This window comes from Algibacter aquimarinus (assembly GCF_039543265.1).
In the GTDB taxonomy this organism is placed as follows: domain Bacteria; phylum Bacteroidota; class Bacteroidia; order Flavobacteriales; family Flavobacteriaceae; genus Algibacter_B; species Algibacter_B aquimarinus.
Map to the genome: position 1 here is coordinate 502,492 of NZ_BAABJK010000002.1, position 20,567 is coordinate 523,058.

The window sequence follows — 20,567 nt, forward strand, 5'->3', positions numbered from 1 at the left end:
GGGAATGATAAAAATGAGTATAATAAACAACATAAACAAACTATTTGACCATCGTATTAGACTGGGCATCATGTCCGTTCTAATGGTTAATGAATATGCTGATTTTAATATGTTGAAAGAACTTTTAGGAGCTACCGATGGTAATTTAGCTAGCCATACCAAAGCTCTAGAAAAAGCTGAATATATAACTGTAGAAAAGCAATTTATTGGTCGAAAACCAAACACCCGCTACTCTACTACAAAATTAGGTAGAATAGAATTTAAGAAACATATTAACGCCCTTGAAAAATTAATTAATAAACAATAACACTTTTTTTTAATCTTTTACTTTGTATTTCAAAGTACTTTAAAATAATAATAATGAAAAATATTTCGCTAATTATTGGAGCTTTTTTATTCAGTACACTTTTTTATAAACAGGACTTAGGTTTAAACTTATCTTTATTTAGTTTACTAACAATTATTGTATTAGTAATTCATAATAAAGATGCTTTTAAACACAGAAGAACAATAGCGTTTAGCTCTCTATATTTAATAACAGGGATAGCTATTTTCTTTTACAAATCTAACCTTTCAATTATTGCCAATTGTGTAGCTTTTGTCACGTTAATAGGTCATGTATCAGAACAAAAGTCATCAATTTATATAAATTGGTTAAATGGACTCTATACATTCATTGCTGCGTTTTTCCATCGCAATTTCAACATCATAGAAAATGAAGAAAAAGTAAAACTTAAAAAAAAGGTTGATTATGGACATTGGATAAAAGTTATTGGAATACCATCAATAGTGCTAGTCATTTTCATAAGTCTTTATAAAAATGGAAATCCTGTTTTTGCTGATATAATCTCAAAAATTGATTTCAGTTTTATCAATCTACAGTGGCTATTACTAGCTGCTTTAGGTTATTATTTACTTTATAATATTTCTAAACCAATTGAAGTAAATCCTGCTACAGAAATTGATCTAAATACAAGTAATATCTTAAAAAATAAAAGCCATATTAATATAGAAAGCGCAAAGAAAGAAAATCAGTTAGGAGTAATTTTAATAACACTTCTTAATCTACTTATCATCTTTTTTTTAATAACAGATATTACATATTTAATAACCATAAATGATTTAAGAGCCCCAACTATTTCCAATCAAGTTCATAATGGTATTAATGCACTAATAGCTTCTATTGTAATGGCAATATTAATTATTCTCGTTTTTTTTAGGGGAAATTTAAATTTTTATGAAGGCAATAAAAACTTGAAAAGACTAACCTATACATGGATTATTCTTAATGTTATATTAATAGTTAATATCGCAATTAAAGATGCTCAATATATCTATTATTTCGGTTTTACCTACAAACGTATTGGTGTTTTAGTTTATTTATTACTAACCATTATTGGCTTAATAACAACCGCTATTAAAGTAAACCAAATTAAAAATTTTTGGTACTTACTAAGGGTAAATACAGCCTCAGCTTTTACAATTTTAATAATGTCTAGCACTGTTAATTGGGACAATCATATCACATATTACAATCTTAATTATGCAAAATCAATTGATTTTAATTACATCATAAATTTATCAAACAACAACACATTTTTACTAAAATATTATAGTGATAATATGTTTTTAAAGGGTAAAAGAAAAGTTTTAATTGATAACAAATACAACAATTATTTAAGACAATTAAACAATACAGATTGGCAAGAATTAGGATATGATAATTTTAAATTAGAATAACTGATGATGAATCTTCCAAAAACAATTTTAAAAGCGATAATTCTAGCCACTACAATTTTCTGGTTAATTCTAACTGCTACTGAAGGTTTTAATGAAGAGAGAATATACCTTGTTTTTCTATCCTTAATACCAATTTCAATTTGTTGTTCACTCGTAATCGCATTAACCATTTCACCTTTTTTCTGGTTAAAAAAAAGTGGTGATAGTAACAGGTTAGTTTTCAAAAAATATTTTCCGTTTTACACCATTATAAGTTTCAGTCTATGCTTATATGGTACGTTACAAGACCCTCTAATTATCTGTTTTTATCTCTCCGCATTCTTTACCACAATGCAAACTTGGGTTTGGTTAGCCAAAGGCAATGAACAACAAAACAAACTTGAAGTATGAAGTATCGCAAAAAGCTTATAGAATATTTATTTGATAAATCTCAAAAAGTTTATACAAGCATGTTTAAAAAACATGAACCATGGGGTATTTATAAAGCAGAACTTCTTACTTATCCTGAAAATTCTCTGGGTAAACACCTTGGACTATTTTTAGATAAGAATGATTTTGAACTCATATCAAAAGTTGAACGCCATGACGCCTACCATACATTAACTGGTTATGGCACAAAAGTAGAAGATGAGATAGCACTTCAGTGCTTGTGCTTTGGTAATGGCAAAAGAAGTATTTATCTGTACGGAGCCATCATATTAGGTGTTATTATTTTACCCGATTATTATAAATACTATTACAAATCTTACTGCATTGGCAAAAATGCTAATTCATTTCACCATTTCGATTATAAGAAACTTTTGAAAATATCAATACACGAATTTCGAGAAACTATTTTCTCAAAACATCAAGTTAATTTAATACACATAAAACATGAACAAGTTTAAAAATACAATCATAAAAAGTTCTAAAAGAATACTGTTTTTATGCTTATTCATAATGATATATACTCTCATTATCAACTTTAAGATAAGTCACAAAGCAAAAGATTTTGTTTATGACGATTTATTAAAAGTTCCTAAAAACAAAGTAGGATTGGTTTTAGGAACAGGAAAACGAACATCTTATGGATCTATAAATTTGTATTACAAATATCGCTTAGAAGCGGCATTTTCATTATACAAGTCAGGCAAAATTCAATACATTTTAATAAGTGGAGATAACAGCAGAAAAGGTTACGATGAACCTACCGATTTTAAAAATGATTTAATAAAAAAAGGAGTTCCTGAAAACAAAATTTACTTAGACTATGCAGGTTTTAGAACATTAGATTCAATCGTTAGAGCAAATAAAATTTTTGGACTAAAATCGGTAACTATCATATCTCAAAAATTTCATAATGAAAGAGCTTTATATCTCTCAAAACATTTTAAGATTGATGCTGTAGCATTTAATGCTAAAGACGTTGATGGACGATATGGATTAAAAACTAAACTAAGAGAATATGTAGCACGCACAAAAGCTTCTCTAGATTTACTTTTTAAAGTTGAACCGAGATTTTTAGGTAAAAAAATAGAAATCGTATGAAATTACAAATCAATAAAAATTATTTTGCCTTTTCTGTAGTGTTACTGATTGCTGAAGTGTTAATAGCCGTTTATTTAAAAACAGGTTTTATAAGGCATACATTTGGAGATTACTTAGTAGTCATTTTACTATTCTGTCTCATAAAAAGTTTTACCAACACAAATTCATTCGTAATTGCTATTGGTGTGTTATGCTTTTCTTTTCTTATTGAATTTTTACAATTAGTAAATATTATTCAACTATTGAACTTTCAAAACAATCATTTAATAAAAATTATACTAGGAACCACATTCCAAATTACTGATTTGGTTGCTTACACAGTTGGTATTATTACAATTATAATTTTTGAATATAAAATTTACAAGTTATGGATTACATAAAAAACCTCTTTTTGTCCCGATTTAAAACCATTGCCCTAATAAGCATAGCAATGGTTTTAAGCATTTTTTTACTTATGATTAGAATGAAATTAAAGCATTCTTTTCACTTCCTGTTTTTAGTCTGGAATTTGTTTTTAGCAGTCATACCCTTTGCCATTACAAACTATTTATTGAGTTCCCCAAAGCTTAATAAAATAAGGTTTGCAGTTTGGTTTGGGGTTTGGCTGCTTTTTTTGCCAAATGCGCCATACATTATTACAGATTTAATTCATTTAACAGTTAGTTATGGCTCATATGTTTGGTTAGATATTCTGGTTGTTTCATCTTTTGCCATGAGTGGGTTACTTCTTTTCTACCTCTCATTTTTAGATATGAAAAACATACTTAAACCTCACCTTAAAAATCATTTTAATAAATACTTCTTTATTTTAATTATTTACTTATCAAGTTTTGGAGTCTTTCTAGGGCGCTTTCTTCGCTATAATTCGTGGGAAATTTTAAGTAATCCTAAATATTTATTTATCGATATTCTAAACATCATTACAAGACCACTAGCCTATAAAGAAGCGTGGTTATTCACCATTATATTTGGTTTGTTTTTACATGCTGGCTTATGGATTTTTAATCAATTTAGCTTTAGTGCTAATTTAAAACCAGATTCAGAATAAACTAAAACAAAAAACCACTAAAAGTATATTTTAGTGGTTTTTTTGTTTATTAAGTATTTGTGAGTGATTTATTCGTTTAAATAGTTCATTATTCCACTATAGTCTCCATAACCTTGCTGGTAGATGATTTTTCCATTCTCATCAAAATCCAAAGAATTATAGACTTTAATAGTTCCAGACTTAGCTTCCGTGGAATCTGTGGCAGGTAAAGTAACCTCCCAAGCACCGTAATAACGAACTGAGCCATCTGGTAAATTTGTATCTGCATTAACCCCTTGTAAAAGCTGAGGAGGGTTGGGAGAAAATTTAAAATCGTACCTTTCTAAAAATTGCTTATCCATAGCTTTTGATTCTTCACTAAGAATCATTATTGTGTCAACCTCTGCACCAAAAAAAGTATTTAAACCTACTGCGTTTTCAGCAAAAATAGAGTAATCAAGTGTTTCATTTTCCCAATCTGAAATCGATTTTAAAACTGTTTTGGAGTTTTTTGCAAATAAGTCATTAGCTGAATTATCTTCTTTTGGCTCTGCTTTGCAACTAGCAAAAAGTAATACTAAGCATAGCATTGAATACATAATTTTCATGATAATATAATTTTAGTTTGTTAATTAGTAACTAAATATAATGTATTTATCTGAAAATAAATCTATTAGCCAGCGTTTTATTCAATTCCTTTTACATAATCTTCTAAGTATGAAAAATTACTTGTAAGTTTTCCGTTTTCTGTAATTTTAGCACGTTTTAAAATACCATCCTTATCATGGTTAAAAAAAGCAGGAATTACGTGTTTTAAAAACATATCTCCAAAACCTTCACTAGCATCTTGTGGAAGTTCGCAAGGGAGGTTATCTACAGCCATAACGGTTATAGCATTTTCATTTTTATAGTTAACTTCAGACTCTGTTTGTGGGTCGTAACCATAAATAGGGTCTGCAATGGTTGAAGCTCTCAACGTTGTTGCTACTGGCCCATCTACATCACAACTTATATCAGCAACTACTTTAATATTAAAATCTGACGATTTTACGTCGTTTCTGGTGTATAAATATGGCGCACCATCACCGTAGAAATGACCAGCAATATAATAATCAGTTACTTTAGCAAAACGCATAAAGTTTGACTCGTATTTTTCAGGGTGATTGAAGAAATCAAAAACATCATTTACTTCAGTTCCATCCAATCTTTTATTATAATCTAATACATCAATTTTACAATACACTGGTTCATCAAAAGTATTGTTTAAATAATTTTCAACTGAAACCGATTTGATATTAATAGCATCCAGCATTTCCTTTGAGCCATTAGACACTTTACCACTACCAGTAAGCAATATTTTAATATTTGGTAATTCTAAGCCGTTTAATTCTTTTATTAATGCTGCTTGATTTGGCAACGGACCCGCCTTAGGTAAATTCCATGAATTATATTTTAGTCCCCAAGCTCTAAAACCGTTGTAAGCGCCTACAATACCTGCATAACGACCAAAACCTATTAGCCTAAACCCCTTTTCACTTACAATAGTCTCATGGTCATATAACTCAATATTATTTTTTAAAATAGCTTGTAATAGTTTTCTATTATATGGCTGTTTTTTTATAGTATGCGAAAAGAAAAAGTATTTTTTATTAGGAATTAATGCATCAATAGGCACTTCTTTTACACCTATCAAAACATCACAGTCGTCTACGTTCTCTAATACTTCAAAACCTGCTTCACGATATGCCTTATCAGGAAACACTCTAATATCTGATGATTCTACCTTAAAAACTGCATCAGAAAATTGTTTTTTAGCTTCAACTAATTTTGATGGTGAAAACACCACACGACGGTCTGGTGGATTTTTGCGTTCTTTGATGATGGCAAACTTCATATTTTTATGGAATAATTTTTGCTCTAAATTAGTTGGATTTACCTTGATTTACAAAGTTTTTGGTAAATTTGCCGTCCGCGTTAGGATTGAAGGATATGTTTTAGCTCCTCTAAAAAGTGAGTATTAATAATCTACCCCCTTTGTGGTTTAACCCTAACACAGATTAATAATGGGGTCGACTGGTTTTGACAGCGAGATTAATTGAACGGTAAGCACGTCGTGTAATGGCATTGAAACACGTTAAAGGCTAGACCAAATTTTAAACGGCGAGAATAACTACGCTTTAGCTGCATAATTCGAATTATAGTAGAATTAGCCTAGGTACACAAGGTGTACAAGCTTTATGTCTCCGGAAAGCTTTGATTGACGGCGTTCCATTTTGAGGCATCGTAAATGTCAATATAGATTGGGTAGCGCTTTGATGCCCTTTTGAAACTAAAGAAGATAAGTTGTAAGTAGGTTGTCTTTAACCAGCTTATAATCGAAAACCCAAGAAAAGAATAAACGTGTAGAAAGCTCTTTGGTTACTTGTTTGGACGAGAGTTCGATTCTCTCCGACTCCACAAAAAAACACCCAAAAGATATACCTTTTGGGTGTTTTTATATAAAACTTAGTCTGTTAATGTTTTAACTAACTTGTTTACTTTTCATTTTTTCTAGAAGTTGGAGTTCAAATTGAATTTCTTTTTTACGCTCGTTAAACTTTCTAACTTTTTCATCTATGAGTTTTTGCTTTTTTAAGCTTTCTTCTCTCCTCATCTCTTCCTTTAAAACCAATCTTTTAGCCTCTCTTTTTTGTTTTATTTTCACAAGAGCAACTGATAGATATGCATAGCCATACATACTTAAAAAAAGTAAGGCTATTATTCCTAATATTAAAAAACCGTTTTCCATTAACTTTATAGGGATTAATTATTTATATATTTAAAATCTATTAAGAGTCTACTAATATTGTATAAATGTAAAAAAAAGTATGGCTTTATTAATAATAAAAAAGTTGAAGTACTAAAAAATAAGATAAAAGTAAAAAAGCCTTTACATAATGAAGAATTTGTAAAGACTTTTTAAAATTTTACAACTAAATGGATAAAACCTATTTACCGCTCATATATGCGTTGTAGGACCACATTTCATCCCATGTATTTGAAAATAAGCGGTCTCCCAAATCTAAAAAAGCTTCCCATTTACCTTTTCCATGCACTTTCTCGAAAGTTCCCTTAAAATCATTATCATCATCCATTTCTGTCCAATTCTTCATAAACCCAACAGTTGCCAAATGCCTGCCTAAATCTCCTTGTCTAAATTCGTTCCAATAAACACCCCATGGATTTTCACCATCCATGGCTTTAATTGTAGAACTTACCATTTCTAAGAAAACTCCAACTGAAGAAGCAGATTCTCCTTTTTCTATTTCATGGTAACGAATAAACTGCAATGGATAAGTATCATTTTTTCCTTCTAGCATAGAAGTATTGGATAGTTTGTCATCTTGTTTCCAATATTCAATACTATGCATTTTTTTAATATGAGACATCACGTTATCTCTCCAATCTTCATCATGCCCTCCTTCACTTGGGCGTGAATCATTATGTTTAAACATCATTGGTCCCATCATCCAAATAATATTACCAGAATGTGGTCCTGATATTATATTATAAACGGTTGCGTTGTAGGCTCCTTCTTTGTGATATTTTGCATTATGTGCTCGCATATTATCGCTCAACACTTTTAATTTAGCATTGTTTGGGGTTAGCATAATACTTTCCCACATGGCATAATCTTTTGAATCTTCTTGAGCATTCAAATTAACATTGGCACTTAAAAAAAATAGCACCAAAAACGGTAAAAAAATTGATTTTTTAATCATAATTAAAATAATTTGGTTGGTTAGTTAGGCCATATAACTTTTATACAGCAATTGCTAAAAAATAACTAGGGGGAGAATTTTAATTATAAACTAAATGCATTTTATATAGGTATACATTTAGGAGAGTTCTTGATTTAGAGACCTCAACTTACAATTTTTTTTTGATTATTAAAAAAACTATTAGTAAAACTGCTTGTATTGTAAGAAAAGAAGATTATTGAATATGTATATACTTACTTTTTGTTGGTTTTAAATCCTTTATCCTTCCAATTTAAAATACCGCCTTCTAGTTCGTATATGTTAGTAAATCCAGCATTTAGAAATTTAGTTATACTTTTTCCGCTGCGTTTACCAGAACGACAATAAATAAAAACTGGTTGTTCTTTGTCTAATTCTTCAATAAGAGTAGAAAAATCTTCAGCGAAATAGTTTTTATTTTGGGCATTTACAATATGCTCTAAATTAAATTCTTTAGGTGTTCTAACATCAATAAGCTGAGGATTACTTTTAAGAAATTGATTAAACTCTTTTGGTTTAAGTTGTATGACTTTATCGTTTTTAGTTTGGCAACTAAAAACTGAAATACATACAACTAAAAGAACAGAAATTAATGATGGCTTCATAGAACGTTATTTTAAGTCAACTACATCCCCTGTCCATTCTAGCATACCACCTTCTAGATTATAGGCATTCTCAAAACCTAATTGTTCCATTATGGCACAGGCTTGACCACTTCTGTTACCTGAACGACAATACACATAATAATTTTTGCTTTTATCTAGATCTTCAATTTCATTAATGAATTCTTGTCCTTTATAAATATCTATATGGATAGCATTTGGTATAATGCCATCTTCAACTTCAGCATCTGTTCTAACATCTAATACCACAGCATTATCATCAGCGGCTAACTTTTCTGTCCATTCTTCTTGAGTTAAATCTTCCATATTTTAAATATTTTTATTTATTACAAATCTAGTATAAGTAAATTTATAGACGAAAAAAAATCTGAAGTATTACACCTCAGATTTTTTTATGAACTTTAATAACTAATATATTTTAAACCTTAATTGAACAACCTATAGCTTTCGTTTCTTTTTCTTTAACCATTTTGCCATTAAGCATAGCGTCAACAGCTTCTTCTACATATTTTGTTGTTACTGCATTGGGGTCTTTGTAATTGTCATCAATTGCTCCAATATATTCAACTATGTTTAATCCGTCTCCCTTTTGTAAAACAAAGACATGAGGTGTTTTTGTTGCTCCAAATTTAGGATATACTTCTTGCTTTTCGTCTATTAAATAAGGAAACGTAAAACCCTTTTCTTCGGCTCTTTTCTTCATTTCGGGTAAAGCATCTCCAGGTTTTACATCAGTATTATTTGGCATAATAGCAATTACAGGATATCCCTTTTGAGCATATTTCTCATTCAGAGCCTGAATCCTATCCTCATACATAACCGCATAAGGGCAAGTATTACAAGTAAATATTACTATAAAACCCTTAGCATCTTTATAGTCTGCTAAAGAAACCATTTTCCCATCTATATTTTTTAGTGAAAAATCTTCGGCTACATCACCAATTTTATATCCTCCATCAACAATAGTATTTGCTGTAAATGCGCTAATAAATAAAACCAAAAAGGCTATTGACATTAATTTAGTTGATTTTTTCATAATTTATTTAATTTAAAAATTGTTTTACTTCTTTCTCTAACTCTTCATAATTGAACGACTGCTCATAAAACTTACTTTTATCATTTTTGTAAATAATGGTTGCAGGGATTGATCCAGACCAGGCTTCACTTATTTTAGGAATCCAGGTATTCATATCAACATCGTCTAATGCAATTACTTTTGATGCTAATTTTCTTTCTTTCATAAATGGTTTTAATTTTTTATCGTAAAGGTGAGGAAAATCTAAACTCACTAATATAACCTCAACATTTTTATTTTTGTATTGTGCATTTAGCTCTTCAAAATAAGGCAACTCTTTTACACAAGGTGCGCACCAAGTGGCCCAAAAATTAACAACATAAACTTTGTTATCTTTCTTTTTTAAAAACTTTTCAAAGCCAGTGAAATCATATATTTCAAGTTCAATATCACCAGTACTTACTTCTTTTTCAGAAACTACTTCTAAGTTTTCTTTTAACACTTCGGTAGTTTTACTGTTTTTCTTGCAACTTGTTACTAGAAGAATAACAATAAATAATAGTTTTAATTTCATAAGTATAAAATTAATTAATAGTTCTTTGCATTTCTTATAGTTTAACAAACTTTTATATAAAAATTGTTTTAAAGTTTTGTGTATAATTATTTTCATGTCTATATTTGAACCAATAAAAAAATAATAATGAAAACAATTTTAAATAATACTTGGTGGTGGTGCTTTCGAAACTAATCTTCGTGAAGTAAAATCCTAGTATATTTAAAAATTAAAATATTCAAAAGGCTTGTCATTCACGACAAGCCTTTTTTACATTAAATAAAGTCTTTTCCGCGAAGGTGGAAATTTATAAAAACATAATGTATAAAGACGAAACGTTTTATGTATATATGATATCAAATAGAAAAAATGGCATCATATATATTGGAATGACAGGAAACATTAAACAAAGAATAATCCAATACAAAAAGAAATACACCAGAGGCTTTGCAAATAAATATGAACTAGATGTACTAGTATATTTTGAAAAATTTGAAATCGCAACTGATGCTATAAAAAGAGAAAAACAATTAAAGAAATGGAATAGACAATGGAAAATAAATCTTATTAACGATTTAAATCCTGACTGGAATGATTTATCCAACTTCTTTATATAAAAGAAATTTGAGCAAAATATTTCCGCCTTCGCGGAAAAGATAACGACTGATTTTATGAAAAAATACAGCCTATATACACATCACAAACGCATCTTAACTGATACGATTACACCTGTTACTGTTTATTATAAGATACGTGACAAATACCCCAATAGTATTCTTTTAGAAAGTGGTGATTATCATAAAAGTCAAAAAAACTTCTCATACATCTGCTTTAATCCAATTGCTTCAATAAAAGTAGAGAATGAGATTATTTCTGAAACTTTCCCAGATGGAAGCTCAACCGAGTTACAGATTACAAAAGACGTTAATGTGGTTGATGAAATTTACAATTTTACAAAACGATTTAACACTAAATCTGAAGAGAATTTTAAGTTTATAAACAACGGAATATTTGGTTATACTGCTTATGATGCAGTACGGTATTTTGAAGATATTAAAATAAGCAAGAAAGACGATTCTGTAGTCATTCCAGACATGTATTATGCGGTTTACCAAAACATCATAGCCATCAATCACTTTAAAAACGAAGCCTATATTTTTGCGCATTGTTTTGAAGGTGTTGAAAATAACATAGATGAAATTGACAAACTCATCAATGTTCAAAATTTTGCTTCTTATAAGTTTAACTGTAAAGGCGATATAAAATCTAATTTAACTGATGATGAATTTAGAGAGCACGTTGAAGTAGCCAGAAAACATTGTCAACGTGGAGATGTTTTTCAACTAGTATTATCAAGACGTTTTTCTCAAGAATTTACTGGAGACGAATTTAATATTTACCGTGCCCTTAGAAGTATAAACCCATCGCCTTACTTATTTTATTTCGATTATGGCGATTTTAAAATCTTTGGAAGCTCGCCAGAAGCACAACTGATAGTGGAAGATGGTTTAGCAGAAATCCATCCCATAGCCGGAACATATAAAAGAACCGGAGATTATGAAAAAGATGAAATTTTAGCTGAAAATTTAAAAAATGACGATAAAGAAAATGCTGAACATGTAATGCTTGTTGATTTGGCTAGAAACGATTTAAGTCGCCACGGCAGCCAAGTAAAAGTTGAAACCTATCGCGAAGTTCAATTTTTCTCTCACGTTATACACTTGGTAAGTAAAGTGACGGGACAAAAACATGAATCAACCTCAACTATGCAAGTAGTGGCAGATACATTTCCTGCAGGAACATTAAGCGGCGCTCCAAAACATAGAGCGATGCAACTTATTGAAGATTACGAAAAAACAAGTCGCGCTTTTTATGGTGGAGCCATTGGCTTTATGGATTTCGATGGTAACTTTAACCACGCAATAATGATTCGTACTTTTTTAAGTAAAGATTACAAACTCAATTGGCAAGCAGGCGCAGGTTTGGTATCAAAATCAAATCAAGAAAACGAGTTACAGGAAGTTTACAATAAATTAGGAGCATTAACTAAAGCTATTAAATTAGCAGAAGATATTTGAGTTAGGAGTTAGGAAGATTAGAAAAATATAAAAGAAAATAGTAGAAAGTCAACACCCCGAGTTCGGACAAAGTCCGAATCATCAATCTGCAGAAATAGTGAGCGAAGAAACGTAATCGCGATGCGCAGCATCAAGCGTGAAGTTTCGAAAGCGAATGGTGCTTTAGCAATTTCCTCAGATTGATTTGATTTTTTGGTTCGTTTTGTATCAAGACAAAATGAACAGAAATAAAAAAGAGATTAACTAAAATAGATTCCTGTCTACTCAGGAATGACAAAGAGATGAAAAAAGTATTAGTTATTGATAATTACGACAGTTTTACATATAATCTTGTTCATTATTTAGAAGATTTAAACTGTGACGTTACCGTAGTAAGAAACGACAAATTAGCTTTAGAAGATGTTGAACCTTTTGATAAGATTGTGTTATCGCCGGGTCCTGGAATTCCTGATGAAGCTGGATTATTAAAGCCTATTATCGAAAAATATGCAGCTACTAAAAGTATTTTTGGTGTGTGTTTAGGCCAACAAGCCATTAGCGAAGTTTTTGGAGGCTCACTAATAAACCTGGATGAAGTTTATCATGGTGTAGCTACCAATGTTACCATTAGCGTAGATGATGAATATATTTTTAAAGGTTTAGATAAAAATATTGAAGTGGGACGTTATCATTCTTGGGTTGTAAACGCAAAATTACCCGATAGCTTAGAAGCGACTTCTTTTGATTCTAATGGACAAGTGATGTCTTTAAGACACAAAGAATATGATGTTAGAGGTGTGCAATACCACCCTGAATCTGTTTTAACACCAGATGGGAAAAAGATTTTAGAAAATTGGGTCAATAATTAGACTAACAGATACGAGATTTGAGATACTAGACTATAGATTATGAATAACTATAAAGAATTGAAAGTTTGGCAAAAATCAATGGAACTTGCAGAAGAAGTTTATAAAATAACTTCAAACTTCCCAAAAGAAGAAAAATTTGGTTTAATAAGTCAAATTAGAAGATCTGCTATTTCAATTCCTTCAAATATAGCTGAAGGAGCTGGTCGAAATTCTAATAAAGAATTTAGAAACTTTTTAGGTATAGCTAATGGCTCTTCTAATGAGTTGAACACCCAACTCATACTTTCAATAAAAATCGGTTTTATTCAAGAAAATAATTTAGAATTAGCATTTAGTTTAATGAATGAAGTTCAGAAGATGTTATTCTCATTAATTAACAAATTCTCAAATCTATAATCTCTGGTCTAAAATCTAAAATCAATGAAAGATATACTTAACAGATTAATTAATCACGAAACCATCTCAACTGAAGAGGCTAAACAGGTTATTGTTAACATATCAAATGATATGTATAACCCAAGCCAAATCGCATGCTTCCTATCTGTTTATATGATGCGAAGCATTACAATAGAAGAACTAACGGGGTTTAGAAATGCTCTTTTAGAACTTTGCGTTTCCATAAATCTTAGCGATTTTAATGCTATTGATATTGTTGGTACAGGTGGTGATGGTAAAAACACATTTAACATCTCTACGCTTTCATCATTTATTACTGCAGGTGCCGGTGTTAATGTATCTAAACATGGTAATTATGGTGTGTCATCAACATCAGGATCATCTAATGTGATGGAAAATTTAGGTGTTAAATTTTCAAACGATGAAGATTTTTTAAAACGCTGTTTAGATGAAGCTGGAATTTGCATATTACACGCACCATTGTTTCATCCAGCTATGAAAAATGTTGCTCCTATACGAAGAGAATTAGGTGTTAAAACTTTTTTTAACATGTTAGGCCCATTAGTAAACCCTTCATTTCCAAAAAACCATGTCCTTGGAGTTTTCAATTTAGAAGTTTTAAGGCTTTATAGTTTTTTACATCAAAATTCTGGACATAATTACAATATTGTTTATGCCTTAGATGGTTACGATGAAATCTCATTAACTGGAAAAGCTAAAATTGTTTCCAATCATACAGAAAAATTATTTTCGCCTGAAGATTTAGGCGTTTCAAAAATTAAACAAGATGCTATTTTTGGAGGAGATACTGTAGAAGATGCTGCCAAGATATTTCTTAATATTATTAACGGAAAAGGAACAGAAGCGCAGAATAATGTAGTTTGTGCCAATGCTGGTTTAGCCATTGCAACTAGCAAGCAAATTTCGCATCAAGAAGGTTTTGAATTAGCAAAAGAATCATTGTTTTCTGGTAATGCAAAAACAAGTTTAAATAAATTGATTGAGTTGAGTAAATAATGAACATTCTAGATAAAATAACATTAGATAAACGTAAGGAAGTAGCTTTAAGAAAAGGCTTAATTCCAGTTTCTCAATTGGAACAGTCTATTCTATTTGAAAGACAAACCGTTTCACTATCTAATAACTTACGAAACAGCAAATCAGGAATTATTGCAGAACATAAAAGACGATCTCCGTCAAAGGCCGTAATCAACAACACACTAAACGTTCAAGATGTTGCAAAAGGTTATGAAGACGCAGGTGTTTGCGGTATGTCTGTTTTAACTGATGGTAAATATTTTGGCGGTTCTCTTGATGATTTACTAACGGCAAGAGCCAGTTGTAATCTACCTTTACTACGTAAAGAGTTCATCATAGACGAATACCAATTATTAGAAGCCAAAGCTTACGGAGCTGATGTCATTCTTTTAATCGCGGCCATACTAACTAGAGATGAAATCAAACAGTTTTCAGAATTTGCTAAAAGCTTGAATTTAGATGTACTTTTAGAGGTTCATAACGAAGAAGAATTACACAAATCGGTGATGCCTAGTTTAAATATGCTAGGAGTAAACAATAGAAACTTAAAAACCTTTGAGGTTAGCTTAGAAACAAGTAAAAGTTTGAGCAACCTTATTCCAAATGATTTTGTAAAAGTATCAGAAAGTGGTATAAGTAATATTGAAGCTATAAAAGCATTACAACCTTATGGTTATCAAGGTTTTTTAATTGGTGAAAATTTCATGAAAACTGATAATCCAGGAGCAAGTGCAACAGAATTTATCAAAAATTTAGAGTTATGAAAATAAAAATTTGCGGCATGAAATATCAAGATAATATTGAACAAGTTGCTGCATTGCAACCTGATTATCTTGGTTTTATTTTCTATGAAAAAACACCCAGACATTTTGATACAAAAATCCCTGAAATTTCAAATAATATAAAAAAAGTTGGTGTTTTTGTAAATGAAGATGCAACTAGAGTAATAAAAAAAGTAAATGAATTCAACTTAGATGCAATTCAACTGCATGGCGAAGAAGAACCATATTATTGTAGCATTTTAAAATCCACTAAGTTATTTAATAAGCCAGTTAAAATAATAAAGGTATTCTCTATTAAAGACAAATTTAATTTTGATGTTTTAGAGCCATTCGAAAATGTTTGCGATTACTTTTTATTTGATACCAAAGGTAAGTTACCTGGGGGTAATGGTTACACATTTAATTGGAGTGTTTTAAATAACTACCCATCAACAAAGCCTTTCTTTTTAAGTGGTGGTATTGGATTAGATCAAATAGAAGACATTAAAAAATTTAAAGAAAGTGAAGCATCAAAATACTGTTATGCTGTAGATGTAAATAGTAAATTTGAAACAGAACCTGGATTAAAAAACAGTTCAATTTTAAGAGAATTCATTAATAAATTGAATAACAGAAAAACAATGAATTACAACGTAGATGAAAAAGGATATTATGGTGAATTTGGGGGTGCATTCATCCCTGAAATGCTTTATCCAAATGTAGAAGAGTTACGGCAGAATTACTTGAAAGTTATGGCTGAACCTGATTTTCAAACAGAATTCGACCAACTATTAAAAGATTATGTTGGGCGTCCATCTCCATTATACTTTGCTAAACGTCTTTCAGAAAAATACAACACCAAAATATATTTAAAAAGGGAAGATTTAAACCACACTGGCGCTCACAAAATAAATAATACAATCGGTCAGATTTTAATGGCACAACGTTTAGGCAAAACCAGAATTATTGCAGAAACAGGTGCAGGACAGCATGGTGTTGCAACTGCTACTGTTTGTGCCTTAATGGGACTTGAATGTATCGTATATATGGGTGAAATTGATATCGCTCGTCAAGCTCCAAATGTAGCTAGGATGAAAATGTTAGGTGCTACAGTAATTCCTGCACTATCTGGAAGTAGAACATTAAAAGATGCTACAAACGAAGCTATTCGCGATTGGATTAATAATCCTGTAGACACACATTACATTATTGGTTCTGCTATTGGTCCGCACCCTTATCCAGATATGGTTACGCGTTTTCAGGCAGTAATTTCTGAGGAAATTAAATGGCAACTTAAAGAACAAGAAGGTAGAGAAAACCCTGATTATGTTGTAGCTTGTATAGGTGGTGGTAGTAATGCAGCGGGTACATATTATCACTATTTACACGAACCAGACGTTGGTATTATTGCTGTAGAAGCTGCTGGTTTAGGTGTAGATTCTGGTGAAAGTGCTGCAACTTCCGTTTTAGGGAAAGAAGGTATTATCCATGGTTGTAAAACCCTTTTAATGCAAACTAATGACGGACAAATTACTGAGCCTTATTCTATCTCGGCAGGTTTAGATTATCCAGGGGTTGGTCCTATGCATGCCCATTTATCTAAAACTGGGCGAGCAGAATTCATGTCCATTACAGATAGTGATGCCATGGAAGCTGGCTTAGAATTATCAAAATTAGAGGGCATCATTCCAGCAATTGAAACCTCACATGCATTAGCTATTTTTGGGCAACGAGAGTTTAAAGAAGATGATGTTGTAGTTGTAAGTTTATCAGGTAGAGGTGATAAAGATTTAGAAAATTATATTGAATATTTCAAAATATAAGTTGTGAATAGAATAAATCAAAAATTAAAAGAAGACAAAAAATTACTGTCTATATATTTTACAGCAGGTTACCCTAATCTTAATGATACCGTTTCAATTATCAAAGATTTAGAAAAAAATGGCGTTGATATGATTGAAATTGGGTTACCCTTTAGTGACCCTTTAGCGGACGGACCAACTATTCAAGATAGCTCAACAGCGGCTTTAAAAAATGGGATGACTACCGAAATTTTGTTTGAGCAATTGAAGGGAATTCGTGAGACAGTTTCTATTCCGTTGATTATTATGGGGTATTTCAACCCGATGTTTCAATATGGAATTGAGTCATTTTGTAAAAAATGTCAAGAATTAGGGATTGATGGGTTGATAATTCCAGATTTACCGGTTGATGTTTATCACAATGAATACCAAGCTATTTTTGAAAAATACGGACTTATAAACGTATTTTTAATTACACCACAAACGAGCGATGAACGTATTAGATATATCGATTCGGTTTCAAACGGGTTTATTTATATGGTAAGTAGCGCAAGTACCACAGGAGCTAAAACTGGTTTTGGTGAAGAGCAAACTGCATATTTTGAGCGTATTGGAAAAATGAATTTAAAAAATCCGCAGGTAATTGGTTTTGGAATTAGTAACAACGAAACATTTACACAAGCAACAAAATATGCTAAAGGTGCTATTATTGGTAGTGCATTTGTAAAGCATGTTACTCATGAAGGTGTAAACAGTATTAATAAATTTGTAGACGCTATTTTAAACTAATGCCTTTAAACATTGTTTTAATAGAACCCGAAATACCTAATAATACAGGAAACATTGGACGTTTAGCTTTAGCGTCAGGTTCTCATTTACACCTTGTAAAGCCTTTTGGATTTGAAATTGATGATACTCGACTAAAACGTGCAGGTTTAGATTATTGGCAACATCTATCCGTAACTTATTACGAAAATATAGATGAATTTTTCAGTATAAATAAAGACAAAAATATGGCTTTCCTTTCTAGTCATGGCTCCAAAAACCACTGGGATATTCCGTTTGAAGATGATATGTTTTTAATCTTCGGTAAAGAATCTGTTGGCTTACCAAAAAAACTAATTAATGAAAATAATGATAAGCTTTACAAAATACCTTTATACTCAAACAAGGTAAGAAGCTTGAATCTTGCAAATGCAGTTGGCATAATAACATTTGAAGGTTTAAGAAACTTACAAGACTAATAAACCTTTACCCTTAAATAAATATTTTATTTTAATACCTTTGGTAAAGACCTAATAATAAGATTATAGTCTCATTCCCAATACTCAACATTTATGAAAAACATTCATTTATCTATTCTACTTTTATTTGTTTTATCAACTCTTAGCGCTCAAAGTAGAATTATAGAAAGTATTTCTATGGAAAGTGAATTGCTTAAAGATTCTATTAAATACTCTGTTTATTTGCCTGAAGGTTTTGAAAATTCTAAAGACAAATTTCCTGTTGTATACCTACTAAATGGTTTTACTGGCAACGAAACCAATTGGCACAGAATTGGATTACTACAGGCCATTGCTGATGAACTTATAAGAGGTAATAAAATTGAACCCATGGTAATTATAATGCCAGATGGTGATGATAGGTTGTATATGAATAAAGATGACGGCACTTACCCTTATGAAGATATGCTAATAACTGAATTTCTTCCTTTTGTAGAAAATAAATACCATATTAAAGGAGATAAACAACATAGAGGAATTAGCGGTCTTTCTATGGGAGGTGCAGGAAGTTTAAGGCTTGCTTTAAAATATCATAATTTATTTGGCGCTTGCGCTGCATATAGTTCTGGAATACTAACAGATGAAGAAATTGTAAATGCACCTCAAAAGAATTTTGATAATTATTTTGCCAGAATATCACCCAGGACAGTTGGAGTTCAAGGAAAAAAAAGACTTACTGATGCAATAAAAGAGTATAATATATTCAGCCTTATCCAAACTAAAGACGTAAATGAATTGAAAACAGTTAATATCTATTTTGATTGTGGTGATGATGATTTTTTAGCAATAGGTAATTCAATGTTACATATAGAAATGTTGAAAAAGAAAATACCTCATGAATATAGAGTAAGAGATGGTGCTCACACTTGGAATTTCTGGGTAGATTCTTTACCTCATGGTTTAGAATTTATTAGTGATTCAATGCGAAAATAAAACTGAAACTAAACCTTTTAAGAAATAAAAAGTCTAAACAAATATTAACAATTTAACTCATATTATTTATGAAAACTTCAAGTTTTAAAATAGGAATACTAGCTCTAGCTTTATTTGCTTTTTCAACCATTCAAGCTCAAGAAAAAAAAGAACCAAACTTTGAAAAAATGTTAAAAAGGTTTGATGCCGATAACAATGGCTCTATTTCTTTGGAAGAATTTAAATCTGCAAAAAGAAAAAAAGAAGTTCCAGCAGAACGATTAGAGAAAAACTATGCAAGATTGGATACCAATAATGATGGCGCATTAACATTAGCTGAATTGAAAGAAAATTGGATTAAAAGAAAAGAAAAGAATAAGAAAAAGCAAGATCAGTTTTAATTTATATAAAATAAGGCTTAAGTATATTACTTGAGCCTTTTTTAGTTAATTAATATCTTGTTTTAAAAACAAAATGAAATCTGTGTAATCAGAATCTGAAATACAATTTACCAAAAGCCATAGAGGATAAAAGATTTAAGCATACTTAATAACAAATTAGGTATGGTAGATTTCAAATTACACTTTAAACTATTAAAAAAGCCAAAATAAATGTCTCCAAGAGTCTTTATTTAGAATATGATTTAGGTGATGCTGGGAGAGGGAAACGTGAAATTACCGTTGACAATAAAATTGTTTTAAATGCGATGAAAAAAGACTTAGATTCAGTAAAACGAATCTGGGAAGAATCTTAACTGTTGTTTTTTAACATATTCAAATACATCTTTTCAACCTTTGTTCTTGCCCAAGGAGTACGTCTCAAAAACTTCAAACTAGATTTTATCGATGGGTTATCTGTAAAACACCTAATTTTTATAGTATACCCCATATATTCCCAACCATAATGAGCAACTAATTCATTAATGATTTGTTCAAGTTTTACTCCATGTAAGGGATTATTAGGTTGCGATTCCACTTATAAGATTCTTAATTTTAACTGCCTTTTCAAAATGGTCTAGCTTATGTGTTTTTATCCACCATGTAGCAGCTTCCATGAATAATTCAGGATTATCATTTTTATTCTTAAAAAACGCATAAAAGGAAACGCTAACGTTTTCACCTTTATCTGCTATTTTCTTATTACAAACATCTATAATCTTATTTTTTAAAGCGTCTTGCATAACCT

28 protein-coding genes, 1 other RNA gene and 1 pseudogene are annotated in these 20,567 nt (G+C 30.6%); 20 read left to right on the forward strand and 10 right to left on the reverse strand.

All coding sequences use genetic code 11. The features are described from left to right. Nucleotides 1-13 precede the first annotated feature (13 nt). Genes ABD939_RS01980 through ABD939_RS02010 form a run of 7 tightly spaced genes read left to right on the forward strand, consistent with a single transcriptional unit; the run spans nucleotide 14 to nucleotide 4,315 of the window. Nucleotides 14-307: a winged helix-turn-helix domain-containing protein gene (locus ABD939_RS01980; protein WP_345163973.1), complete on the forward strand. Its 294-nt coding sequence runs from the start codon at nucleotides 14-16 to the stop codon at nucleotides 305-307. A 53-nt stretch (nucleotides 308-360) separates the two neighbouring features. After that, nucleotides 361-1,740 (forward strand): DUF4153 domain-containing protein, encoded by a 1,380-nt coding sequence (locus ABD939_RS01985; RefSeq protein ID WP_345163974.1) that lies wholly within the window; start codon nucleotides 361-363, stop codon nucleotides 1,738-1,740. Between the two features lie 3 nt (nucleotides 1,741-1,743). Then, a complete protein-coding gene (locus ABD939_RS01990) occupies nucleotides 1,744-2,130 on the forward strand; it encodes a hypothetical protein (RefSeq protein WP_345163976.1) in 387 nt (128 codons plus the stop codon). Next, nucleotides 2,127-2,627, forward strand: a complete 501-nt coding sequence (locus ABD939_RS01995; protein WP_345163977.1) for a Coq4 family protein — start codon at nucleotides 2,127-2,129, stop codon at nucleotides 2,625-2,627. The genes ABD939_RS01990 and ABD939_RS01995 overlap by 4 nt, the downstream gene beginning before the upstream one ends. Nucleotides 2,628-2,679: 52 nt before the next feature. After that, nucleotides 2,680-3,267 (forward strand): SanA/YdcF family protein, encoded by a 588-nt coding sequence (locus tag ABD939_RS02000; protein ID WP_345163979.1) that lies wholly within the window; start codon nucleotides 2,680-2,682, stop codon nucleotides 3,265-3,267. Next, nucleotides 3,264-3,647: a ribosomal maturation YjgA family protein gene (locus tag ABD939_RS02005; RefSeq protein ID WP_345163981.1), complete on the forward strand. Its 384-nt coding sequence runs from the start codon at nucleotides 3,264-3,266 to the stop codon at nucleotides 3,645-3,647. The genes ABD939_RS02000 and ABD939_RS02005 overlap by 4 nt, the downstream gene beginning before the upstream one ends. Next, nucleotides 3,635-4,315, forward strand: coding sequence for a DUF1361 domain-containing protein (locus tag ABD939_RS02010; RefSeq protein ID WP_345163983.1), 681 nt, complete (start codon nucleotides 3,635-3,637; stop codon nucleotides 4,313-4,315). Before ABD939_RS02005 ends, ABD939_RS02010 begins: the two co-directional genes overlap by 13 nt. Before the next feature lie 68 nt (nucleotides 4,316-4,383). Here the strand turns inward: ABD939_RS02010 and ABD939_RS02015 are convergent, their stop codons facing one another. Then, nucleotides 4,384-4,902, reverse strand: a complete 519-nt coding sequence (locus ABD939_RS02015) for a hypothetical protein (protein WP_345163985.1) — start codon at nucleotides 4,900-4,902, stop codon at nucleotides 4,384-4,386. Nucleotides 4,903-4,979: 77 nt separating this feature from the next. After that, complete coding sequence (locus ABD939_RS02020; RefSeq protein WP_345163987.1) at nucleotides 4,980-6,188, reverse strand: NAD(P)-dependent oxidoreductase; 1,209 nt, start codon at nucleotides 6,186-6,188, stop codon at nucleotides 4,980-4,982. Nucleotides 6,189-6,359: 171 nt separating this feature from the next. Here ABD939_RS02020 and ssrA point away from each other — a divergent pair. Next, nucleotides 6,360-6,754: a transfer-messenger RNA gene (ssrA, locus tag ABD939_RS02025) on the forward strand. 61 nt (nucleotides 6,755-6,815) lie between these two features. Here the strand turns inward: ssrA and ABD939_RS02030 are convergent. The 6 genes from ABD939_RS02030 to ABD939_RS02055 form a co-directional block, all read right to left on the reverse strand. Beyond that, nucleotides 6,816-7,082: a hypothetical protein gene (locus ABD939_RS02030; protein WP_345163989.1), complete on the reverse strand. Its 267-nt coding sequence runs from the start codon at nucleotides 7,080-7,082 to the stop codon at nucleotides 6,816-6,818. 199 nt (nucleotides 7,083-7,281) lie between these two features. After that, entirely contained in the window at nucleotides 7,282-8,055 is a 774-nt protein-coding gene (locus ABD939_RS02035; protein WP_345163991.1) for a hypothetical protein, read from the reverse strand. A 233-nt stretch (nucleotides 8,056-8,288) separates the two neighbouring features. Further along, entirely contained in the window at nucleotides 8,289-8,678 is a 390-nt protein-coding gene (locus ABD939_RS02040) for a rhodanese-like domain-containing protein (protein ID WP_345163993.1), read from the reverse strand. A gap of 6 nt (nucleotides 8,679-8,684) precedes the next feature. Next, a complete protein-coding gene (locus ABD939_RS02045; RefSeq protein WP_345163995.1) occupies nucleotides 8,685-9,002 on the reverse strand; it encodes a rhodanese-like domain-containing protein in 318 nt (105 codons plus the stop codon). 112 nt (nucleotides 9,003-9,114) lie between these two features. Further along, nucleotides 9,115-9,732: a thioredoxin family protein gene (locus tag ABD939_RS02050; RefSeq protein ID WP_345163997.1), complete on the reverse strand. Its 618-nt coding sequence runs from the start codon at nucleotides 9,730-9,732 to the stop codon at nucleotides 9,115-9,117. Between the two features lie 7 nt (nucleotides 9,733-9,739). Next, a complete protein-coding gene (locus ABD939_RS02055) occupies nucleotides 9,740-10,285 on the reverse strand; it encodes a TlpA disulfide reductase family protein (RefSeq protein ID WP_345163999.1) in 546 nt (181 codons plus the stop codon). A 299-nt stretch (nucleotides 10,286-10,584) separates the two neighbouring features. Here ABD939_RS02055 and ABD939_RS02060 point away from each other — a divergent pair, with 299 nt between their 5' ends. The 12 genes and pseudogenes from ABD939_RS02060 (at nucleotide 10,585) to ABD939_RS02115 (ending at nucleotide 19,783) form a co-directional block, all read left to right on the forward strand. Continuing rightward, nucleotides 10,585-10,881, forward strand: a complete 297-nt coding sequence (locus ABD939_RS02060) for a GIY-YIG nuclease family protein (protein ID WP_345164001.1) — start codon at nucleotides 10,585-10,587, stop codon at nucleotides 10,879-10,881. A gap of 54 nt (nucleotides 10,882-10,935) precedes the next feature. After that, a complete protein-coding gene (locus ABD939_RS02065) occupies nucleotides 10,936-12,342 on the forward strand; it encodes an anthranilate synthase component I family protein (RefSeq protein WP_345164003.1) in 1,407 nt (468 codons plus the stop codon). 281 nt (nucleotides 12,343-12,623) lie between these two features. Next, nucleotides 12,624-13,190 (forward strand): anthranilate synthase component II, encoded by a 567-nt coding sequence (locus ABD939_RS02070; RefSeq protein WP_345164005.1) that lies wholly within the window; start codon nucleotides 12,624-12,626, stop codon nucleotides 13,188-13,190. Between the two features lie 39 nt (nucleotides 13,191-13,229). Then, complete coding sequence (locus ABD939_RS02075) at nucleotides 13,230-13,586, forward strand: four helix bundle protein (protein WP_345164007.1); 357 nt, start codon at nucleotides 13,230-13,232, stop codon at nucleotides 13,584-13,586. Between the two features lie 24 nt (nucleotides 13,587-13,610). After that, a complete protein-coding gene (gene trpD, locus ABD939_RS02080; protein WP_345164009.1) occupies nucleotides 13,611-14,603 on the forward strand; it encodes an anthranilate phosphoribosyltransferase in 993 nt (330 codons plus the stop codon). Then, complete coding sequence (gene trpC / locus ABD939_RS02085) at nucleotides 14,603-15,388, forward strand: indole-3-glycerol phosphate synthase TrpC (RefSeq protein ID WP_345164011.1); 786 nt, start codon at nucleotides 14,603-14,605, stop codon at nucleotides 15,386-15,388. Before trpD ends, trpC begins: the two co-directional genes overlap by 1 nt. A 17-nt stretch (nucleotides 15,389-15,405) precedes the next feature. Next, nucleotides 15,406-15,993: pseudogene (locus tag ABD939_RS02090) on the forward strand (phosphoribosylanthranilate isomerase); the annotation flags it as partial. 33 nt (nucleotides 15,994-16,026) lie between these two features. Further along, the gene (gene trpB / locus ABD939_RS02095) at nucleotides 16,027-17,208 is read left to right on the forward strand and encodes a tryptophan synthase subunit beta (protein ID WP_345164054.1); all 1,182 of its coding nucleotides are present in this window, start codon (nucleotides 16,027-16,029) and stop codon (nucleotides 17,206-17,208) included. Between the two features lie 3 nt (nucleotides 17,209-17,211). Further along, complete coding sequence (gene trpA, locus ABD939_RS02100; protein ID WP_345164013.1) at nucleotides 17,212-17,976, forward strand: tryptophan synthase subunit alpha; 765 nt, start codon at nucleotides 17,212-17,214, stop codon at nucleotides 17,974-17,976. After that, nucleotides 17,976-18,431 (forward strand): tRNA (cytidine(34)-2'-O)-methyltransferase, encoded by a 456-nt coding sequence (locus ABD939_RS02105; protein WP_345164015.1) that lies wholly within the window; start codon nucleotides 17,976-17,978, stop codon nucleotides 18,429-18,431. Before trpA ends, ABD939_RS02105 begins: the two co-directional genes overlap by 1 nt. A gap of 93 nt (nucleotides 18,432-18,524) precedes the next feature. Then, on the forward strand, nucleotides 18,525-19,403 hold the full coding sequence (locus tag ABD939_RS02110) for an alpha/beta hydrolase (protein WP_345164017.1): 879 nt from the start codon (nucleotides 18,525-18,527) through the stop codon (nucleotides 19,401-19,403). Nucleotides 19,404-19,471: 68 nt separating this feature from the next. Then, nucleotides 19,472-19,783 carry an EF-hand domain-containing protein gene (locus ABD939_RS02115; protein ID WP_345164019.1) on the forward strand — a complete coding sequence of 104 codons (312 nt, stop codon included), beginning with the start codon at nucleotides 19,472-19,474 and terminating at the stop codon, nucleotides 19,781-19,783. A gap of 349 nt (nucleotides 19,784-20,132) precedes the next feature. Here the strand turns inward: ABD939_RS02115 and ABD939_RS02120 are convergent, their stop codons facing one another. Then, the gene (locus ABD939_RS02120) at nucleotides 20,133-20,357 is read right to left on the reverse strand and encodes a VF530 family protein (protein WP_345164021.1); all 225 of its coding nucleotides are present in this window, start codon (nucleotides 20,355-20,357) and stop codon (nucleotides 20,133-20,135) included. Then, nucleotides 20,341-20,562 (reverse strand): DUF6500 family protein, encoded by a 222-nt coding sequence (locus ABD939_RS02125; RefSeq protein WP_345164023.1) that lies wholly within the window; start codon nucleotides 20,560-20,562, stop codon nucleotides 20,341-20,343. The genes ABD939_RS02120 and ABD939_RS02125 overlap by 17 nt, the downstream gene beginning before the upstream one ends. Nucleotides 20,563-20,567: the final 5 nt, after the last annotated feature.

Coding starts and splice junctions, on each gene's coding strand:
- ABD939_RS01990 (WP_345163976.1), top strand. CDS start 1,744: ATGATGAATCTTCCAAAAACAATTTTAAAAGCGATAATTCTAGCCACT.
- ABD939_RS02040 (WP_345163993.1), bottom strand. CDS start 8,678: ATGAAGCCATCATTAATTTCTGTTCTTTTAGTTGTATGTATTTCAGTT.
- ABD939_RS01995 (WP_345163977.1), top strand. CDS start 2,127: ATGAAGTATCGCAAAAAGCTTATAGAATATTTATTTGATAAATCTCAA.
- trpD (WP_345164009.1), top strand. CDS start 13,611: ATGAAAGATATACTTAACAGATTAATTAATCACGAAACCATCTCAACT.
- ABD939_RS02065 (WP_345164003.1), top strand. CDS start 10,936: ATGAAAAAATACAGCCTATATACACATCACAAACGCATCTTAACTGAT.
- ABD939_RS01980 (WP_345163973.1), top strand. CDS start 14: ATGAGTATAATAAACAACATAAACAAACTATTTGACCATCGTATTAGA.
- trpC (WP_345164011.1), top strand. CDS start 14,603: ATGAACATTCTAGATAAAATAACATTAGATAAACGTAAGGAAGTAGCT.
- ABD939_RS02115 (WP_345164019.1), top strand. CDS start 19,472: ATGAAAACTTCAAGTTTTAAAATAGGAATACTAGCTCTAGCTTTATTT.
- ABD939_RS02075 (WP_345164007.1), top strand. CDS start 13,230: ATGAATAACTATAAAGAATTGAAAGTTTGGCAAAAATCAATGGAACTT.
- ABD939_RS02015 (WP_345163985.1), bottom strand. CDS start 4,902: ATGAAAATTATGTATTCAATGCTATGCTTAGTATTACTTTTTGCTAGT.
- ABD939_RS02050 (WP_345163997.1), bottom strand. CDS start 9,732: ATGAAAAAATCAACTAAATTAATGTCAATAGCCTTTTTGGTTTTATTT.
- ABD939_RS02010 (WP_345163983.1), top strand. CDS start 3,635: ATGGATTACATAAAAAACCTCTTTTTGTCCCGATTTAAAACCATTGCC.
- ABD939_RS02005 (WP_345163981.1), top strand. CDS start 3,264: ATGAAATTACAAATCAATAAAAATTATTTTGCCTTTTCTGTAGTGTTA.
- trpB (WP_345164054.1), top strand. CDS start 16,027: ATGAATTACAACGTAGATGAAAAAGGATATTATGGTGAATTTGGGGGT.
- ABD939_RS02105 (WP_345164015.1), top strand. CDS start 17,976: ATGCCTTTAAACATTGTTTTAATAGAACCCGAAATACCTAATAATACA.
- ABD939_RS01985 (WP_345163974.1), top strand. CDS start 361: ATGAAAAATATTTCGCTAATTATTGGAGCTTTTTTATTCAGTACACTT.
- ABD939_RS02060 (WP_345164001.1), top strand. CDS start 10,585: ATGTATAAAGACGAAACGTTTTATGTATATATGATATCAAATAGAAAA.
- ABD939_RS02000 (WP_345163979.1), top strand. CDS start 2,680: ATGATATATACTCTCATTATCAACTTTAAGATAAGTCACAAAGCAAAA.
- ABD939_RS02055 (WP_345163999.1), bottom strand. CDS start 10,285: ATGAAATTAAAACTATTATTTATTGTTATTCTTCTAGTAACAAGTTGC.
- ABD939_RS02030 (WP_345163989.1), bottom strand. CDS start 7,082: ATGGAAAACGGTTTTTTAATATTAGGAATAATAGCCTTACTTTTTTTA.
- ABD939_RS02035 (WP_345163991.1), bottom strand. CDS start 8,055: ATGATTAAAAAATCAATTTTTTTACCGTTTTTGGTGCTATTTTTTTTA.
- ABD939_RS02125 (WP_345164023.1), bottom strand. CDS start 20,562: ATGCAAGACGCTTTAAAAAATAAGATTATAGATGTTTGTAATAAGAAA.
- ABD939_RS02110 (WP_345164017.1), top strand. CDS start 18,525: ATGAAAAACATTCATTTATCTATTCTACTTTTATTTGTTTTATCAACT.
- ABD939_RS02020 (WP_345163987.1), bottom strand. CDS start 6,188: ATGAAGTTTGCCATCATCAAAGAACGCAAAAATCCACCAGACCGTCGT.
- ABD939_RS02070 (WP_345164005.1), top strand. CDS start 12,624: ATGAAAAAAGTATTAGTTATTGATAATTACGACAGTTTTACATATAAT.
- ABD939_RS02045 (WP_345163995.1), bottom strand. CDS start 9,002: ATGGAAGATTTAACTCAAGAAGAATGGACAGAAAAGTTAGCCGCTGAT.